14 protein-coding genes and 1 riboswitch are annotated in these 17738 nt (G+C 72.0%); of the genes, 7 read left to right on the plus strand and 7 right to left on the minus strand.

Annotation, left to right across the window (positions count from 1 at the left end; genetic code table 11):
• Nucleotides 1-15: 15 nt before the first annotated feature.
• Both BLV05_RS35600 and BLV05_RS06320 read right to left on the minus strand, forming a co-directional pair.
• The gene (locus BLV05_RS35600; protein ID WP_157524212.1) at nt 16-177 is read right to left on the minus strand and encodes a hypothetical protein; all 162 of its coding nucleotides are present in this window, start codon (nt 175-177) and stop codon (nt 16-18) included.
• Between the two features lie 110 nt (nt 178-287).
• Nucleotides 288-1250: an EamA family transporter gene (locus tag BLV05_RS06320; protein ID WP_046766902.1), complete on the minus strand. Its 963-nt coding sequence runs from the start codon at nt 1248-1250 to the stop codon at nt 288-290.
• 184 nt (nt 1251-1434) lie between these two features.
• Nucleotides 1435-1668: riboswitch (cobalamin riboswitch) on the plus strand.
• Between the two features lie 156 nt (nt 1669-1824).
• On the opposite strand from BLV05_RS06320, the gene BLV05_RS06325 reads away from it, so the two are divergent.
• The 3 genes from BLV05_RS06325 to BLV05_RS06335 are packed head-to-tail and all read left to right on the plus strand — an operon-like array spanning nt 1825 to nt 6630.
• A complete protein-coding gene (locus tag BLV05_RS06325) occupies nt 1825-4338 on the plus strand; it encodes a ribonucleoside-diphosphate reductase subunit alpha (protein ID WP_046766901.1) in 2514 nt (837 codons plus the stop codon).
• A 19-nt stretch (nt 4339-4357) separates the two neighbouring features.
• Nucleotides 4358-5362: a ribonucleotide-diphosphate reductase subunit beta gene (locus tag BLV05_RS06330; protein ID WP_046766900.1), complete on the plus strand. Its 1005-nt coding sequence runs from the start codon at nt 4358-4360 to the stop codon at nt 5360-5362.
• Between the two features lie 5 nt (nt 5363-5367).
• Nucleotides 5368-6630, plus strand: a complete 1263-nt coding sequence (locus tag BLV05_RS06335) for an Nramp family divalent metal transporter (protein WP_082154928.1) — start codon at nt 5368-5370, stop codon at nt 6628-6630.
• A 4-nt stretch (nt 6631-6634) separates the two neighbouring features.
• On the opposite strand, the gene BLV05_RS06340 is transcribed toward BLV05_RS06335, so the two are convergent.
• Genes BLV05_RS06340 through BLV05_RS06350 form a run of 3 tightly spaced genes read right to left on the minus strand, consistent with a single transcriptional unit; the run spans nt 6635 to nt 9191 of the window.
• Entirely contained in the window at nt 6635-7240 is a 606-nt protein-coding gene (locus BLV05_RS06340) for a response regulator transcription factor (RefSeq protein WP_046766899.1), read from the minus strand.
• Nucleotides 7237-8385: a sensor histidine kinase gene (locus BLV05_RS06345; RefSeq protein ID WP_197683554.1), complete on the minus strand. Its 1149-nt coding sequence runs from the start codon at nt 8383-8385 to the stop codon at nt 7237-7239. Before BLV05_RS06345 ends, BLV05_RS06340 begins: the two co-directional genes overlap by 4 nt.
• A gap of 8 nt (nt 8386-8393) precedes the next feature.
• The gene (locus tag BLV05_RS06350) at nt 8394-9191 is read right to left on the minus strand and encodes a thioesterase family protein (protein ID WP_046766898.1); all 798 of its coding nucleotides are present in this window, start codon (nt 9189-9191) and stop codon (nt 8394-8396) included.
• A 195-nt stretch (nt 9192-9386) separates the two neighbouring features.
• On the opposite strand from BLV05_RS06350, the gene BLV05_RS06355 reads away from it, so the two are divergent.
• The 4 genes from BLV05_RS06355 to BLV05_RS06370 all read left to right on the plus strand — a co-directional run bounded on the left by BLV05_RS06355 (nt 9387) and on the right by BLV05_RS06370 (nt 14528).
• On the plus strand, nt 9387-10640 hold the full coding sequence (locus BLV05_RS06355; RefSeq protein ID WP_046766897.1) for a thioester domain-containing protein: 1254 nt from the start codon (nt 9387-9389) through the stop codon (nt 10638-10640).
• Nucleotides 10641-11009: 369 nt separating this feature from the next.
• A complete protein-coding gene (pdhA, locus tag BLV05_RS06360) occupies nt 11010-12188 on the plus strand; it encodes a pyruvate dehydrogenase (acetyl-transferring) E1 component subunit alpha (protein WP_046766896.1) in 1179 nt (392 codons plus the stop codon).
• Nucleotides 12185-13162, plus strand: a complete 978-nt coding sequence (locus BLV05_RS06365) for an alpha-ketoacid dehydrogenase subunit beta (RefSeq protein ID WP_046766895.1) — start codon at nt 12185-12187, stop codon at nt 13160-13162. Before pdhA ends, BLV05_RS06365 begins: the two co-directional genes overlap by 4 nt.
• 10 nt (nt 13163-13172) lie before the next feature.
• Nucleotides 13173-14528 (plus strand): dihydrolipoamide acetyltransferase family protein, encoded by a 1356-nt coding sequence (locus BLV05_RS06370; protein ID WP_046766894.1) that lies wholly within the window; start codon nt 13173-13175, stop codon nt 14526-14528.
• Nucleotides 14529-14614: 86 nt separating this feature from the next.
• Here BLV05_RS06370 and pcaF read toward each other — a convergent pair whose 3' ends face one another.
• On the minus strand, nt 14615-15814 hold the full coding sequence (gene pcaF / locus BLV05_RS06375; RefSeq protein ID WP_046766893.1) for a 3-oxoadipyl-CoA thiolase: 1200 nt from the start codon (nt 15812-15814) through the stop codon (nt 14615-14617).
• On the minus strand, nt 15811-17718 hold the full coding sequence (gene paaI / locus BLV05_RS06380; protein ID WP_063932491.1) for a hydroxyphenylacetyl-CoA thioesterase PaaI: 1908 nt from the start codon (nt 17716-17718) through the stop codon (nt 15811-15813). Before paaI ends, pcaF begins: the two co-directional genes overlap by 4 nt.
• Between the last annotated feature and the right edge of the window lie 20 nt (nt 17719-17738).

A 17738-nucleotide genomic window follows, 5' to 3' on the forward strand; every position in this document is an offset into this window, starting at 1 on the left:
CTCGGGTCTGGCCGATCAGCAGCAGTACAGCGAGCCGCCGTCCGGCGTCTCGCTCACCCCGTCGTTCCATGGGGCCACTTCCGCCGGGGCGGCGCCGACACCGCCGACGGCGACCACGGCGGTCCCAGCTAGGCCGGCCACGGCGACCAGCGTCGCGAGGGCAATCCTTCGGATCACGTCACTCACCCCTTCCGGTGGGTGGGACGCGATGTACGCGTCCTTTCGGAGGATCGTCCTGAATCCTTGCAACCCACTCGACGAAATGTCAACGTCGATGAAGGACGGAATCAGGCGGCCACCTCGTCCGGAGTGCGGTCGGGAGCGGGGTCCGAGCGGCGCCCCTTCGCCGACGTCCGCTCGCCGTTGACGACCAGGACGACGCCGCCGACGACGAGCGCGCCGCCGATCAGCACGATCGACGTCACCGGCTCGGCGAGGATGGCCCAGCCCAGCAGCACGGCGACTACCGGGTTGACGTAGGCGTACGTGCCGACCAGCGACAGCGGCGCGTTGGCCAGCAGGTACCCGTAGGCCGTGTAGCCGAGCAGCGAGCCCAGCACGATCAGGTAGGCCAGCGCCAGCCAGCCCTTCGCCGGCACCTCCGACACCTGCAGCCGGCCGAACTCGCCGGTCGTGGCCGACACGATCAGCAGCACCACGCCGCCGGCCAGCATCTCGTACGCCGAGGCCACCAGCGCGTTGCGCGGCAGCCCGAGTCGGGGCGAGAAGTAGGACCCGAACGCCCACGAGATGGTGGCGAACAACAGGATCGCCACGCCCCACCACTCCACCCCCTCGATGCCACCGCGGGGGAGGCAGATGACGGCCACCCCCGCGAGGCCGACCAGGACGCCGACCCAGGTGAGCACCGGCGGTCGTTGTCCGCCGGCGACCTGCAGCAGCACGAACCACAGCGAGATGGCGCCGACGATCAGCGCGGCCAGCCCGCTCGGCACCGTCTGCTCGGCGACGGCGACCATGCCGTTGCCGAGGACCAGGAGCAGCAGGCCCATGACCGCGGACGCGCGCAGCTCGCGCCGGCCGACCCGCAGCCGCGACCGCCCGTGCCGCAGCCACAGGAAGCCGACCATCAGCAGGCCGGCGATGGTGAAGCGCAGCCCCATGCCGAGGAACGGCGGGATGTCGGCCTCGACCACCACCCGGATGCCGAGGTACGTCGAGCCCCACACGACGTAGACGACGACCAGCGCGGCCCAGATCATCGCCGGCCGCGCAGGAGGGTGGGTCATGAGCGTCTCCCTCGATCAGTACTGACGCCGCTCATTGTGACGGATGGCGGGCCAGTAGCGACAGCGAGTTTCGGCCATGTCGCTGTGATATCGCGACAGCGCCCCTGCGGCAAATGTCACTGTGTGCGCGATCGGATGGCGAGACACTAGATGTAGGTGACTTGCATCTTTGTAACTACCAGATAGTGTGGCTCGTGCAGCTGGTTCCACCGGTCAGCCAGAGCGGTGGAGGCAACAGGGAACCCGGTGTGAGTCCGGGACTGCCCCGCAGCGGTGAACGGGAACGACCGCCGTCAAGAAGCACTGGGCCCTCCACGCGAGAGGACCTGGGAAGCGACGGCCAGTAGATGGAGCGCCAACCCGCCAGGTGGCCTCCGTGCCCGTGAGTCCGAAGACCTGCCAGCGCACCGCACGTCCTACGCGTGCGGTGGTCCGCGGCTCCCGAGGGAGGGGCCAGGGGACGATACGGCGACGTACTCACCGCCGCGCCCGGGGCGCGGTGCCGGCGACGCATCTCTCCCGACCCCCACCTCAGTGCCGCGGGCCGAGCCAGCCGAGCTCGCGAGGAGAGAGCATGAGCGTCAACGTCGTCAAGCGCGACGGGTCGGTCGAGCCGTACGACGGCTACAAGATCGCCCGGGCCATCGAGGCCGCCAGCGTGGGCCTGGACAACCAGGTCGCCCGCGTCACCCAGTTGCAGTCCGAACTCGAGATCACCCTGTTCGACGGCATCACCAGCCAGCAGCTCGACGAGGCCGTCGTCCAGGTGGCGCTGCAGAACGTCCGCGACGACCCGGCGTTCGACACCGTCGCGGCGCGCGTGCTGCTGAAGACGGTGTACAAGCGCGTCCTGGGCGACTACGAGACCCCGGACCAGCTGGCCGAGCTGCATCGGCAGAGGTTCCCCGGCTACGTGGCGGAGGGCGTGGCCGCCGGGCTCCTCGACGATCGGCTCGCGACCCACTTCGACCTCGACCGGCTGGCCGCCGCGCTGGACCCGGCGCGCGACGACCTGCTGCGCTACATCGGCGCGGTCACCATGAGCAACCGGTACATGATCAACGACCGCGACGGTCACCGGCTGGAGGTGCCGCAGTTCTTCTGGATGCGGGTCTCGATGGGCCTGTCGCTGAACGAGGCCGACCCGACGTCCGCGGCCGTCGAGTTCTACCGGAAGATGTCGGCTCTGGACTACCTGGCCGCCGGATCGACGCTGGTCAACGCCGGTACGGCGTACTCGCAGCTGTCCAACTGCTTCGTCATGGAGATGCACGACGACATCGAGCACATCGCCAAGAGCGTGCGCGACGTCATGTGGCTGACCAAGGGGACCGGCGGCATCGGGCTGTCGGTGACGAAGCTGCGCTCCGAGGGCTCGCCGATCCGCAGCAACAACACCGTCTCGACCGGCCCGATCCCGTTCATGCACACGATCGACTCGACGCTGCGGGCGGTGTCGCGGGGCGGCAAGAAGTTCGGCGCGCTGGCCTTCTACATCGAGAACTGGCACCTCGACTTCCCGCAGTTCCTCGACCTCAAGCAGAACGCCGGCGACCCGTACCGCCGGGTCCGCACCGCCAACACCGCGGTCTGGATCTCCGACGAGTTCATGACCCGGGTCGCCGACGACGGCGACTGGTACCTGTTCGACCCGCTCGACGTCCCCGACCTGCCCGAGCTGTACGGCGCCGCGTTCAGCCGGCGCTACGCCGAGTACGTCGCGGCGGCCGAGGCGGGAGAGCTGCGGACGTTCACCAAGATCAAGGCGCGCGAGCAGTTCCGGGCCATCCTGGTGGCCCTGCAGACCACGTCGCACCCCTGGCTGACGTGGAAGGACACCATCAACAACCGGGCGCTGAACGACAACACCGGCACCATCCACCTGTCCAACCTGTGCACCGAGATCACGTTGCCGCAGGACCGCGACAACATCGCCGTCTGCAACCTCGCGTCGATCAACCTGTCCGCGCATCTCGTCGGCGGCCGCATCGAGTGGGACCGGCTGAGCGAGAGCGTGCGGCTCGCGGTCCGCCAACTCGACAACCTCATCGACATCACCATCTCGTCGGTGCCCGAGTCCGAGCGGTCCAACGAGCTGAACCGCGCCGTCGGCCTCGGCGTCATGGGCTTCACCGACGTCGTCGAGCGGCTGGGCTGGTCCTACGACAGCGAGCAGGCCTACGACCTCATCGACCGGGTGATGGAGTTCATCAGCTACCACGCCATCGACCAGAGCGCCGACCTCGCCGGTGAGCGCGGCTCGTACGCGAACTTCGACGGCTCGGGCTGGAGCCGCGGGCTGGTCCCGATCGACACCATCGACCGCGCCGAGCGCGAGCGCGGCGTGCCGATCACCGTGTCGCGGTCCAGCCGGCTCGACTGGGACGTGTTGCGCGACAAGGTCCGCGGCGGCATGCGCAACGCCACGCTGATGGCCATCGCCCCGACGGCGTCCATCGGCCTGGTCGCCGGCACCACGCCGGGCCTGGACCCGCAGTTCTCGCAGCTGTTCAGCCGGGCCACCAGCTCGGGCAAGTTCCTCGAGGTCAACCGCAACCTGGTGGCCGACCTCAAGGAGCGCGGGCTGTGGGAGCAGGTGCGCGACGACCTGCTGCGCGCCCAGGGCGACGTGTCGGCGCTCGACGCCGTGCCGGCCGACCTCAAGCAGATCTACAAGACGTCGTTCCAGCTCTCGCCGTACGCGTTCATCGAGGTGGCGGCCCGGGCGCAGAAGTGGATCGACCAGGCCATCAGCCGCAACATGTACCTCGAGACCCGCGACGTCGACGACTACATCGACATCTACTCCGCGGCCTGGGCCAAGGGCGTCAAGACCACCTACTACCTGCACGTCAAGCCGCGGCACACGGCCGAGCAGAGCACCGTCCGGGTGAACAAAGCCGAATCGCTGAACGGCGCCGATTCTGCGCCGAGCGGTACCCGGCGCGGCTTCGGGGCGGCCCGGGCGGCGGCGAAGCCTGCCGCGATGGCCGCCGTCGCCGAGCTGGAGGTCGTCGACACCGGCGACGAGGCGGCCGCCTGCCCCGTCGATCCGCAGGAACGGCTGCAGTGCGAGTCGTGCCAGTGACCGGAGAGGAGACCGTTCGATGAGCATTCTCGGCACCGGCATCCAGGAGGGCCTGCTGCTCAAGCCGGTCCGCTACCCCTGGGCCTACGAGCTGTACAACCAGGCCGTCGCGAATACCTGGTTCCCGCACGAGGTGCAGCTCGGCGAGGACATGGCCGACTTCCGGAAGATGTCCGACGACGAGCGGCACGCGCTGACGTTCCTGATGAGTTACTTCAACCCGAACGAACTGCTGGTGAACAAGGCGCTGGCGTTCGGCGTGTACCCGTACCTCAGCGCGGCCGAGGCGCACCTGTACCTCGCCAAGCAGATGTGGGAGGAGGCCAACCACGTCATGGCCTTCGAGTACGTCCTCGAGACGTTCCCCATCGATCGCGAGCAGGCCTACGCCGCCCACGTCACCGTCCCGTCGATGGTGGCCAAGGAGGAGTTCGAGGTCCGCTACATCAAGCGGATGTCGGAGCAGACACTCGACATCACCACCATCGAGGGCAAGCAGGACTTCGTCCGCAACCTGGTCGCCTACAACATCGTGCTCGAGGGCATCTGGTTCTACAGCGGGTTCATGGTCGCGCTGAGCTTCCGGCAGCGGAACCTGCTGCGCAACTTCGCGTCGCTGATCGACTGGATCGTCCGCGACGAGAGCCTGCACCTGAAGTTCGGCATCAACCTCGTCCTCACCGTGCTGGACGAGAACCCGGAACTGCAGACGCCTGAGTTCGCCGCCGAGATCGAGCAGATGATCATCGACGGCGTCACGATGGAGGAGCAGTACAACCGCGACCTGCTGCCCACCGGCATCCTGGGGATGAACGCCGACTACATCAACCAGTACGTGAAGTACCTCGCCGACCGCCGGCTGGAGGAGCTGGGCTTCGAACCGCACTACAAGGTCACCAATCCCGCCAAGTGGATGGCCACTGCGAATGACACGCTGCAACTGGTGAACTTCTTCGAGTCCATCAACACCAGCTACGAGGTCGACGCCCGTGCTGGTGGAGGATCTGTGGCCAGCGGAGGATAGGACGCATGTACGTACGGGTGCGCCGGCGCCGTCCGGACCGGCTGGACGGCCCGGCGCCTCGGCTGCCCGGCGCGGGACTGGGCCTGCTCGGTCCCGCGTTCGTGGCGGCAGTGGCCTACGTCGACCCCGGCAACGTCGCCACCAACATCTCGGCCGGTTCCGGGTACGGCTACCTGCTGGTGTGGGTGCTGGTCATGGCCACGGCGATGGCCGGGCTGGTGCAGTACCTGTCCGCGAAGCTGGGCGTGGTCACCGGTGCGTCGCTGCCCGAGGTGCTGCGCGACCGGATGCCGCGCGGCGGCCGGCTGGCGTACTGGCTGCAGGCCGAGGTGGTCGCGATGGCCACCGACATCGCCGAGGTGGTCGGCGGCGCCATCGCGCTGAACCTGCTGTTCGGCCTGCCGCTGTGGCTCGGCGGCGTCATCACCGGCGTCGCGTCGATGGCGCTGCTGACGGTGCAGAACGGCGGCGGGCAGCGGCTGTTCGAACGGGTCGTCACGACGGCGCTGCTGGTCATCGCGGTCGGGTTCGTGGCCGGGCTGTTCGTCGAGCCGCCGTCGCCGTCGGGCATCGTCGACGGGCTGCTGCCGCGCTTCGACGGGACCGAGACCGTGCTGCTGGCGGCCGGCATGTTCGGCGCCACCGTCATGCCGCACGTGGTCTACCTGCACTCGGCGCTGGCCCGCGACCGGTTCGGCGCCATGCCCGAGCCCGGGCTGATCGGCAAGCTGCTGAAGGCGACCCGCGCCGACGTCGGCATCGCCATGCTGGTGGCGGGCAGTGTGAACATCGCGCTGCTGCTGGTCGCGGCGGCGTCCCTGCGCGGCGTCGACGGCACCGACACCATCGCGGGGGCGCACGCCGCCGTCGACTCCGGGCTGGGCACGTCGATCGGCGTGCTGTTCGCGGTCGGCCTGCTGGTGTCGGGCCTGGCGTCGACGTCGGTGGGCTGCTACGCCGGCGCGGTGATCATGGAAGGGCTGCTGCTGCGGCGCATCCCGCTGCTGCTCCGGCGTCTGGTGACGCTGGTGCCGGCGGTGCTCATCCTGACGACAGGCGCCGAACCGACGTGGCTGCTGGTGCTCTCGCAGGTGGTGCTGTCCTTCGGCATCCCGTTCGCGATCATCCCGCTGGTCGCCGTCACGGCGAAGTCGTCGGTCATGGGCCGGTGGGCCAACTCGCGCCTGACGACCGCGCTGGCGGTCCTGGTCAGCGTCGTCGTGGTCAGCCTCAACGTCGCGCTGCTGACGCTGACCATCCTCGGGTAGGGGCTCAGAGCCAGCCGTTCTCGTCGGCGATGCGCACGGCCTCGGCCCGGCTCGACGCGCCCAGCTTGGCGACCGCAGCGGCCACGTAGTTGCGGACGGTGCCGGGCGACAGGTGGGTGCGCCGGGCGATGACGGCGATCGGGGTGTCGTAGCCGGCCAGCCGGAGCACCTCCAGCTCGCGCGGCGTCAGCGGGTTGACCGGCGCGGTCAGCGCGTCGGCGGCCAGCGCAGGGTCGACGTAGCGCTCGCCGCGGTGCACGCGGCGGATGACGTCGGCCAGCGTGCCGCCCGGCGACCCCTTCGGCAGGAACCCCTTCGCGCCCGCCGTCAGGGCCCGTTGCAGGTGCGGCGGCCGGCCGTGCCCGGTGAGGATGACGACGGAGCACGACGGCAGCGCCGTGGCCAGCTCGGCCGCCACCTCCATGCCGGTCAGCTCGGGCATCTCGAGGTCCGCGACGACCACGTCGGGACGGTGCGCCAGCGCGGCGTCGACGGCGGCGCGGCCGTCCGGCGCCTGCGCGACGACGTCGAGGTCGGGCTCGAGGCCCAGCAGTGCGGCGACGGCGGTGCGGATCAGCTCCTCGTCGTCGGCCAGCAGCACCCGGATCACGGCCGCACCGCCAGCGTGATGTCGAGGGTGAACGTGTCGCCGTCGCGGCCGGAGCGCAGGGTGCCGCCGGCCTCGGCCAGCCGGTCGGCGAGCCCACGCAGGCCGGAGCTGTGCGCGTCGGGGCCGTCGCCCGCCGCGCCGTCGTTGACCACCGTCATGCGCACCTCGTCACCGTCGCCGATGCCGCCGCCGATGTCGATGGTGCACCATCGGGCCCGGCTGTGCCGCAGCACGTTGGTGCTCGCCTCGCGCAGGACCGGGATCAGCAGCGCGCTGACCTGCTCGGGCAGCGGCGCGGGCGGGCCGGTGACGGTGCAGCGGACGCCCGACGACTCCAGGACGCGCCTGATCGCGTCCAGCTGGGCGGCGAGGTCGACCGCCCGGTAGCCGTGCACCACCTGGCGCAACTCGGTCAGCGCCGACGCCGCCAGCGTGCGAGCCTCCTCGGCCTCGCGGCCGGCCCGCTCGCCGTCGGCGGCCGCCAGCCGGGACGCGAGCTCCGTCTTCAGCGCGATCACCGAGAGCGTGTGGCCGAGCAGGTCGTGCACGTCGCGGGCGAACCGCAGCCGTTCCTCGGTGGCGGCCAGCCGGGCCTGGGCGAGGCGGCCCTCGCGCGCCTCGACCAGCAGGTCCCACAGCCACATCGGCACCCCGCACAGCGCCGCGACGGCGACCCCGTTGACGAGGGTGAGCAGCAGGTACGTCGGCACCGAGCCGCCGGCCCACCAGCCGATCGCGCCCGAGGCGGCGACGGCGGCGACGGCCAGCGCGACACCGGCGAGGCGCCCGACCAGCAGCGGCGCTGAGCCGGCCAGCGAACCGCCGAGCCAGGCCCACGTCTCCCATTCGGCGGCGTCGGCAGGCCCGGCCAGCGGCACCGACGCGGCGGCGGCCAGCAGGAACGCGACCAGCCACCGCCGTCGCGCCGTCTCGGTGGCCCACGGCGTCAGCACGACGTACATGGCGCCGGCCTGGGTGGTGCTGAACGCCAGGACGCCGAGTGTCCCGAGCGCGGCGCGGGTGGGGTCGTCCTCGTTCAGCACGCCGATCACGCCGCCGGTGAACGCCGTCCCGACGGCCGAGCCGACGGCGAACAGCAGCACCACCCATCGGGCGCGGCGCAACCGAGCGTCGGGTGCCGCCATCGGCAGGCTCAGGTCACCCGGATCCGGGCCAGTTGCCGCGACTGCGCGACCAGGGCGCCGTCGGCGTCGTAGACCTCGGCCTCCTCGTCGAACCAGCCGTCGCGGACCAGCCGGCCGCGTAGGTGCACCGTCAGCCAGCCGGGCGCTGGCAGGCTGCGGGTCAGCACCGTCAGCTGAACGGTGGGCGCCCAACCCAGCCGGCCCAGGCCGAACACCGTCGGCGGCAGCGAGTCGACCGCCAGCGCCAGGACCACGGGGTCGGGCTGCGTGCCGTCGACCAGCCGGACATGACCGCGCATGGACAGCTGGCCGGCCGGGCGGCCGGAGAACCAGCCCAGGGTCTGCGGGTCGAGCCGCAGGTCGACGTGTTCGAGCAGGCCGACGTGGGTGCCGTCGGGGAGGTCGACCACGGCCGGGATGCACTCGTCGACCGGCGCGACCGGCTCAGGCGGCGGGCCGGCCCACTCGACCGGCGACGTGCGCGACAGCGTGCTGGTGGTGACGGTGGCCTCGACCCGCGGTTCGTCGTCCTGGACCAGCGTGGCCCGCAGCGTCTCGATCGTCCGCCCGGTGCGCACGACGTCGACCAGCACCTGGGCGGGACCCGCGCTGGGCGGCGCCACGAAGTGCGCGTTGGTGCTCACCGGGTGCGGATGTGCTGACTCGGCCAGCACCGCCCGCAGCACCATGGCCAGCAGATAGCCACCGTTCGGCACGTCGCCCACGGACCAGGTCCCGTCGATGTCGACGTCGTGCCGCCCGGGCGACACCCGGCGGGTTGCCGACACTTCGGCGAAGTCAGGCACGGGTCAAGACCCTATGCGACTCCGCGCGGCACGGACAGGGCCGACGCCCGTAAGCCGCGCAGATTGTCCGGGTCTTCACGATAGATGGCCAAATCAACTAGGATGCCCGCGCTGGGGGGCTTTCGATTGCGCATTCCTTCGCGTCCTCACTCCGACGCATGCCTTCGTGAGCATTGACATCTCCAAAGGAGTCCTATGTTCATCCATCTGAACCGGCGCCGCCTCGGCGCCGGTGCGCTGGTCGCCGGCGTGCTGGGCGGAGCCGCGTATCTCACGCCCGCCGCCGCGGCGGAGTTCGACCTGTCCGGCGTCGAGCCGAAGGCGAACCTCGAGCCCGGGGACCACGACTACGCCTACGACGTGAACCGGACCGACGTCGAGGACGCCACCGTCCAGGGTGTCCTGTTCGGGCTGCGGGCCGACGACGGCGCGCTGCTGCAGGCCTACTGCGTCGAGATCAGCGTGCCCATCGCCTCCCCTGACGTGGAGATGTCGGAAGTGCCCTGGGACGCGTACCCGGAGCCGGACGCGCCGTTCACCGAGAACTCGCCGAAGATCCTCTGGGTGCTGCAGCACTCGTACCCGGTGCTCTCGGTCGAGGAAATCGAGGCCGCGCTGCCCGACGTGACGTTCAACGACGGACTGACGGTCGACGAGGCCATCAGCGCCACGTCGGCCGCCGTGTGGACGTTCAGCGACGCCATCACGGTCGACCTCGACGACATCACCACCCAGGACGACGAGATCGACGCCGACGTCCGGGCCGTCTACGAGTACCTGACCGGTGCGGAGAACGTCGGCATCGGCGAGCAGCCCGAGCCCGCTCTGTCGCTGGACCCGACGTCGGTGTCGGGCGAGGCCGGCTCGGTCCTCGGCCCGTTCACCGTCAGCACCAACGCCGAGGCCGTCGACGTCACGGCCGACCTCCCCGAGGGTGTCGAGCTGGTCGACGCCGAGGGCGCGCCGCTGGGCGGCCAGGTGGGCGACGGCGACACGATCGGTGTCGACGTGCCCGAGGACGCCGAGGCGGGCGAGGGCACCGTCCGGCTGCACGCCGAGGCGAACCTGAGCACCGGCCGGCTGTTCGTGGGCTCCACCGAGGAGATCCGCACCCAGTCGCTGATCCTGGCGCAGTCGGAGAAGACCGAGCTCGAGGTCGAGGGGACGGTCGACTGGACCGCGGCCCCGACGCCGACCCCGACGCCCACGCCGAGCGAGACGCCGTCGGAGACGCCCACGCCGACGCCGAGCGAGACCCCGTCCGAGACGCCCACGCCGACGCCGTCGGAGACGCCGAGTGAGAGCCCCACCCCGACGCCCAGCGAGACGCCCGACGAGGACCTGCCCGACACCGGCGCCTCGCCGACGCTGCTGCTGACCGTCGGCCTGGGTCTGGTCGCCGCGGCCGGGTTCCTGCTGCGCCGCCGGTTCGTCGGAGCCGCCGAGTAGGACGGGTCGAACCACCTGAGCACCGCCACGAGTCCTCCGTCGTCCCGTACTACTCGGACGACGGAGGACTTGTGCGTTCAGTGACGGGTCCGGGCGATGAAGTTTGTCCGGAACGACGACCCTTCGGGCGGTCCCGAGCGGGCAGGCTGGCATACAGGTGCTGCAGGATGGAGCCCCACCTGCCGCCTCGGTGCACCCGTCCCACCCCGGATCTGGGTACCGTTGCGGTAGCGAGGTCGTGACCACGGTCACGGTCATGCGCCGCGGCGAGGGCGAGGACCCACCCTTAGTCCCCACCCCCGCCGCCGGTGGTCACGAGGAGCAGGCTCCCGCGGCAATCCTGCGGAGCCGACGACGTGAAGGAGACACATGACTGTCGAGACGGCGGCCGGGGCCACCCCGCCCGATCCCGAGCTCGTCCAGCTGCTCACCCCCGAGGGCCAGCGCGTCCCGAACGAGCGCTACGACGCCCTCATCGCCGACATCACCGGCGACGACGTCCGATCCATGTACCGCGACCTGGTCCTGGGCCGCCGCGTCGACGGCGAGGCCGTCGCGCTGCAGCGCCAGGGTGAGCTGGGCCTGTGGGCCAGCCTGCTGGGCCAGGAGGCCGCCCAGGTCGGGTCCGCCCGCGCCATGCGCGACCAGGACCACGTCTTCCCGACGTACCGCGAGCACGCGGTCGCGCTGTGCCGCGGCGTCGACCCGGTCAGCCTGCTGGCCCTGTTCCGCGGCGTCGACCAGGGCAGCTGGGACACCGTCGGGACGAACTTCCACCTCTACACGATCGTCATCGGCGCGCAGACGCTGCACGCCACCGGCTACGCCATGGGCATCCAGCGCGACGGCGCCATCGGCACCGGCGACCTCGAGCGCGACGCCGCCGTCATCGCCTACTTCGGCGACGGCGCCACCAGCCAGGGCGACGTCAACGAGGCGTTCATCTGGGCCAGCGTCACCAACGCCCCGGTGGTGTTCTTCTGCCAGAACAACCAGTGGGCCATCTCCGAGCCGCTGGAGCGGCAGACCCGCGTGCCGCTGTACCGCCGCGCCGCCGGGTTCGGCTTCCCCGGCGTCCGCGTCGACGGCAACGACGTCCTCGCCTGCCTGGCCGTCACCCGCGAGGCGCTGCAGCGGGCCCGCGACGGCGAGGGCCCGACGCTGGTCGAGGCGTTCACGTACCGCATGGGCGCGCACACGACCACCGACGACCCCACCCGGTACCGCCTCAACGCCGAGCTCGAGCACTGGAAGCTCAAGGACCCGATCGAGCGGGTGAAGGCGTACATGGTCCGCAGCGACCTCGCCGACCAGGAGTTCTTCGACAGCGTCGAGCGCGACGCCGAGGAGCTGGCCGTGCACCTGCGGGCGGCCTGCCGGGCGCTGCCCGACCCCACGCCGGTGTCGATCTTCGACCACGTCTACGTCGAGCCGACGCCCGACCTCGTCGCCCAGCGCGACGAGATGACGACCTACCTCGACAGTTTCGCCCTCGGGGGACAAGCGTCCCTCGGTCGTGACAAATTCGCCGAGGAGGTGGCCCGATGACGACGTTCAACATCATCAAGGCTATCAACGCCGGCCTGCGGCGGTCCATGGAGAGCGACGCCAAGGTGCTGGTCATGGGCGAGGACGTCGGCAAGCTCGGCGGCGTCTTCCGGGTCACCGACGGCCTGCAGAAGGACTTCGGCGAGGACCGCGTCATCGACACCCCGCTGGCCGAGTCGGGCATCATCGGCACCGCGGTCGGCCTGGCGCTGCGCGGCTACCGCCCGGTGTGCGAGATCCAGTTCGACGGGTTCGTCTTCCCCGGCTACGACCAGATCGTCAACCAGGTCGCGAAGATGCACTTCCGCTCCGGCGGCCGGCTGCGGCTGCCGATCGTCATCCGCATCCCCTACGGCGGCAGCATCGGCGCCGTCGAGCACCACAGCGAGAGCCCCGAGGCGTACTTCGCCCACACGCCGGGCCTCAAGGTGGTCACCTGCTCCAACCCGCTCGACGCGTACTGGATGATCCAGCAGGCCATCCGGCTGGACGACCCGGTGGTGTTCTTCGAGCCCAAGCGGCGCTACTACGAGAAGGCCGAGGTCGATCTCGACGGCGAGCCCGACCTCCCGCTCGAGTCGGCCCGGGTGGCGCTGCCCGGCACCGACGCCACGGTGGCGGCGTACGGCCCCATGGTGAAGACCTGCCTCGACGCGGCGGCGGCCGCCGCCGCCGACGGCCGGTCGCTCGAGGTCATCGACCTGCGCACGCTGTCGCCGCTGGACCTGCGCGCGGTGTACGACTCCGTGCGGCGCACCGGCCGGCTGGTCGTCGTGCACGAGGCGCAGCGCACGCTCGGCGTCGGCGCCGAGGTGGCCGCCCGGGTCACGGAGCAGTGCTTCTACTCGCTGGAGGCCCCCGTACAGCGCGTCACCGGCTACGACACCCCGTACCCGTCGGCGCGGGTCGAAGAGGAGTACCTGCCCGACCTCGACCGCGTCCTCGACGCCGTCGACCGCACGTTCGCCTACTGAGGAGGTCTGCATGAGTGTGTCGCAGTTCAACCTCCCCGACGTCGGCGAAGGGCTGACCGAGGCGGAGATCGTGTCCTGGAAGGTCAAGCCCGGCGACGCCGTGAAGGTCAACGACGTCATCGTCGAGATCGAGACGGCCAAGTCGCTGGTCGAGCTGCCCTGCCCGTTCGACGGCGTGGTCGAGACGCTGCTGGTCGACGAGGGTCAGACGGTCGACGTCGGCACCCCGATCATCGCGGTCCGGACGGGCGCCGGCGACGCCGCCACCGCGGTCGGCGGGCCGGCCGAGGACCTCGTCCCGGTGCCGCCGGCGCCGGCCGAGCCCGAGGGGGAGCGGCAGGCCGTCCTCGTCGGATACGGCCCGCGGACGACGGCGGCCAAGCGGCGGCCACGCAAGGGAGCCGTCGCGGCCGTGCCCGAGCCGGTCGCGCCGCCGCCCGTCCCCGTCGCGCCGGCGCCCGAGCCGGCGGTCGCTCGCGTGTCGGTGCTGGCCAAGCCGCCGGTGCGCAAGCTCGCCAAGGACCTCGGCGTCGACCTCACCATCGTCGTCCCGACCGGCCCCAACGGCACCATCTCCCGCGACGACGTCCAAGCCGCGGTGGCCGCGCCCGCGGTGGCGCCGGTCGCCGTTCCGGCCGGCACCGGCACCGGCTGGGACGGCCTGCCGCGGCAGGACCGGGTCGCGATCCGGTCGGTCCGCAAGGCGACGGCGAAGGCGGTCACCACGTCGGCGTTCACCGCGCCGCACGTCACCGAGTTCGTCACCTTCGACATCACGCGCACGATGAAGCTGGTCGAGCGGCTGCGCGAGTCCCGCGACTTCCGCGACGTCAAGCTGTCGCCGCTCGCGGTGGTGGCCAAGGCGGTCTGCATCGCGGCCCGCCGCACTCCGGACGTCAACGCCCGCTGGGACGACGCGGCCGGCGAGATCGTCCTGCAGCGCTACGTCAACCTCGGCATCGCCGCGGCCACCCCGCGCGGGCTGGTCGTGCCGAACGTCAAGGACGCCGACCGCCTGCCGCTGCGCGGGCTGGCCGTGGCGATCAACCAGCTGGCCGCGACCGCCCGCGAGGGCAGGACGCCGCCCGAGGACATGCTCGGCGGCACCATCTCGATCACCAACGTCGGCGTCTTCGGCGTCGACACCGGCACGCCGATCCTGCCGCCGGGCGAGGCGGCCATCCTCGCGTTCGGCGCGGTGCGCAAGCAGCCGTGGGTGCACAACGACGAGGTCAAGCCGCGCTGGGTCACCACGCTGGCGCTGTCGTTCGACCACCGCCTGGTCGACGGCGAGCAGGGGTCGCGGTTCCTCGCCGACGTCGCTGCCCTGCTGGAGGACCCGGGCAACGCGCTCGTCTGGGCCTGAGCCCGTTTGCAATGAGCACCTATACGCACCGGTGCGTATAGGTGCTCATTGCAAAGGCACCTGACACGCCTCTGCAGGACCCCGGCTCAGGGGCGCTCCAGCAGCACCGCGATCCCCTGGCCCACCCCGATGCACATCGTCGCCAGCGCGTGCCGCGAGCCGCGCCGCTGCAGCTCCAGCGCGGCGGACAGCGCGAGGCGGGCGCCGCTCATGCCCAGCGGGTGGCCGAGCGCGATGGCGCCGCCGTTGGGGTTCACGTGCTCGGCGTCGTCGGGCAGGCCGAGCAGCCGCAGGCAGGCCAGCGACTGCGCGGCGAACGCCTCGTTCAGCTCGACGTTCCCGACGTCCGCCAGCGCGACGCCGGCCCGGGTGAGCAGCTTGCGGGTGGCCGGCACCGGCCCCAGGCCCATGACCCGCGGCTCGACGCCGGCGGTGGCCGCGCCGGTGATGCGAGCCAGCGGCTCGACGCCGTGCCGCTCGACCGCGGCCGCGCTCATCACCAGCAGCGCAGCGGCGCCGTCGTTGACGCCGGACGCGTTGCCGGCGGTGACGGTGCCGTCCGGCCGCACGATCGGGCGCAGCCTCGCCAGCGCCTCGAGCGTGGTCTCGCGCGGGTGCTCGTCGGCGTCGACGACGTCGGGCTCGCCGCGCTTGCGGGGGACCGTGACAGGGACGATCTCCGCCGCCAGCTCCTTGCGCGGGGCGGCGGCGCGCTGCTGGCTGCGCAGCGCGAACGCGTCCTGGTCGGCGCGGCCGACGCCGTGCTCGGCGGCGACGTTCTCGGCGGTCTCGGGCATCGAGTCGGTGCCGTACGCCGCCTCCATCGCCGGGTTCACGAACCGCCAGCCGATGGTGGAGTCGTACACCTGCGCGTTGCCTCGGTCGAACGCCGTCTGCGCCTTGGGCAGCACGAACGGCGCCCGCGACATCGACTCGACCCCGCCCGCCACGACGACGTCCGCCTCGCCCGTGCGCACGGCCCGGGCGGCGTAGGCCAGCGCGTCCAGCCCGGAGCCGCACAGCCGGTTGACCGTCACGCCGGGCACCGACGGCGGGTAGCCGGCCAGCAGCGCCGCCATGCGGGCGACGTCGCGGTTGTCCTCGCCCGCCTGGTTGGCGCAGCCGAGCACGACCTCGTCGACCGTGTCGGCCGCGACGCCCGGGTGGCGGGCCAGCAGCTCGCGCAGCACGTGTGCCGCGAGATCGTCGGGCCGCACGGACGACAGCGCGCCGCCGTAGCGGCCGATCGGGGTCCGGACGCCGCCGACCAGGAACGCCTCGGTCATGTGTCCTCCTCGTCCGGCACCAGCGTGCCGGGGATCTCCCGGGACCGGCCGCGGAACTCCGCGATCGTCGTGTCGTCGCGGTACACCGTGACGTCATAGAGCCCGCTGCGCCCGTTGCGGTGGCGCTCCTGGGCCGCCGCGACCAGCAGGTCGCCCTCGCGCGCCGGCGCCAGGAAGGTGACCTCGGCGCTCTGTGCCACGGTGCTGCGGTTGTACGAGTTGCAGGCGACGGCGAAGGCGGTGTCGGCCAGCGTGAAGATCAGCCCGCCGTGGCAGATGCCGTGGCCGTTCACCATGTCGGCCCGCACTCGCATGCTGACGTGGGCGGCTCCGGGCACGACGTCGTCGAGCGTCATGCCGAGCGTTCGCGAGGCGGCGTCGCCGGCCAGCATGGCCTCGGCCGCCCGCCTGGCCAGCACGATGCCGGGCGGGAGCTTCTCGGCGGTCTCGAGGGCCGGCTCGCCGTTCGCGGCGCGATCGCGCAGCTGAGCCGAGACTCGGTAGCGGACCGGGTCCTCGGCGGCGGCCAGCGCGTCCAGCACGCCGGCGACCCAGTGCCAGCCGAGCGCCGTGCCCCACTCGTACGGGCCGCGCGGGTAGTTCACGCCGAGGCGCATCGCGGTGTCGATGTCCTCGGCGGTCGCCACCCCGGAGTCGGCGGCGTCGGCGGCCGCCGCGGCGAGCGTCGCCACGGTCCTGGCGACCACCAGGCCGGGGGTGTCGGGCAGCACCGTGACCGCGAGCCCGAGCCCCTGCAGGAACCCCACCGCGGCGTCGACGTGCTCCTTCGGCGCGTGCTCGGGTGCGGCGATGCCGACCCGGCTCGCGCCGGCGTAGTCCAGTGCCAGGTCGACCAGGACGACCGTCCGTGGACCGCCGCCGGTGTGCTGCGCCGCCGTGCGCCCGTCGGTGAGCCGCAGCGACACCTCGTCGGTGCCGAGGCTCCAGCCCGGCGCGGACGGGTCGAACCCGCCGGAGCCGGTCCAGGTCGTCGGCAGGCCCGCGACGGGGTCGGCCGTCGAGGGCTCCGGGCGCGGCTCGTCGGTGACGTAGAGGCCGCGGCCGGTCTTGCGGCCCAGGCGCCCGTCGGCGACCAGCCGCTCCTGCAGCACCGACGGCGTGAACCGCGGGTCGCGGCCGAACGCCTCCCACACCGACCGGCTGACCGCGAGGTTGACGTCGTGGCCGATGAGGTCGGCCAGCTCGAACGGGCCCATCCGGAAGCCGCCGGACTCGCGCAGCAGCGCGTCGACCGTCGCGGCGTCGGCGGAGCCCGCCTCGAGCAGCCGGAACGCCTCGCCGTAGAACGGGCGGGCCACGCGGTTGACGATGAAGCCCGGCGTCGACGCCGCTCGCACCGGGGTCTTGCCCCAGGCCTGCGCCGTCGCCACTAGCCGGTCGGCCACCGAGGCGTCGGTGTGTGCGCCGCTGATCACCTCGACCAGCGGCAGCACGGGTGCGGGGTTGAAGAAGTGCAGCCCGGCCATCCGGCCCGGCTGCGCCAGCGACTCGGCGATCGCGTCGACGGACAGCGACGACGTGTTGGTCGCGAGCACGGCGTCGGGACCGCAGACCGCCTCGAGCCCGGTGAACAGCGCCCGCTTGACCTCCAGGTCCTCGACGACCGCCTCGATCACCAGGCCGCAGCCGGCGAGGTCCTCGAGCGTGGCGACGGCGTGCAGCCGGGTGGCGGCGTCCTCGGCCTCCTCAGCGAGCAGCCGGCCCTTGTCGACCTCGCGAGCCAGGCGCTGGAAGATCCCCTCGACGGCGGCAGCCGCGGAGCCGCCGGCGGCGTCGTACACCCGCACCTCGTGCCCAGCAACCGCGGCCACCTGGGCGATGCCGGCGCCCATGGTTCCGGCGCCCACGACGCCGACGGGCACGGAACGAGCGATCGCGTCCATGCTTCGAGTGTCTCCCCTCA

Source organism: Jiangella alkaliphila (assembly GCF_900105925.1).
Classification (GTDB): domain Bacteria; phylum Actinomycetota; class Actinomycetes; order Jiangellales; family Jiangellaceae; genus Jiangella; species Jiangella alkaliphila.

What these genes read in the sequence shown, in the direction of transcription:
- BLV05_RS06320 (WP_046766902.1), bottom strand. Translation starts at nt 1,250, where the DNA reads ATGACCCACCCTCCTGCGCGGCCGGCGATGATCTGGGCCGCGCTGGTC.
- BLV05_RS06325 (WP_046766901.1), top strand. Translation starts at nt 1,825, where the DNA reads ATGAGCGTCAACGTCGTCAAGCGCGACGGGTCGGTCGAGCCGTACGAC.
- BLV05_RS06330 (WP_046766900.1), top strand. Translation starts at nt 4,358, where the DNA reads ATGAGCATTCTCGGCACCGGCATCCAGGAGGGCCTGCTGCTCAAGCCG.
- BLV05_RS06335 (WP_082154928.1), top strand. Translation starts at nt 5,368, where the DNA reads ATGTACGTACGGGTGCGCCGGCGCCGTCCGGACCGGCTGGACGGCCCG.
- BLV05_RS06345 (WP_197683554.1), bottom strand. Translation starts at nt 8,385, where the DNA reads ATGGCGGCACCCGACGCTCGGTTGCGCCGCGCCCGATGGGTGGTGCTG.
- BLV05_RS06355 (WP_046766897.1), top strand. Translation starts at nt 9,387, where the DNA reads ATGTTCATCCATCTGAACCGGCGCCGCCTCGGCGCCGGTGCGCTGGTC.
- pdhA (WP_046766896.1), top strand. Translation starts at nt 11,010, where the DNA reads ATGACTGTCGAGACGGCGGCCGGGGCCACCCCGCCCGATCCCGAGCTC.
- BLV05_RS06365 (WP_046766895.1), top strand. Translation starts at nt 12,185, where the DNA reads ATGACGACGTTCAACATCATCAAGGCTATCAACGCCGGCCTGCGGCGG.
- BLV05_RS06370 (WP_046766894.1), top strand. Translation starts at nt 13,173, where the DNA reads ATGAGTGTGTCGCAGTTCAACCTCCCCGACGTCGGCGAAGGGCTGACC.
- pcaF (WP_046766893.1), bottom strand. Translation starts at nt 15,814, where the DNA reads ATGACCGAGGCGTTCCTGGTCGGCGGCGTCCGGACCCCGATCGGCCGC.
- paaI (WP_063932491.1), bottom strand. Translation starts at nt 17,718, where the DNA reads ATGGACGCGATCGCTCGTTCCGTGCCCGTCGGCGTCGTGGGCGCCGGA.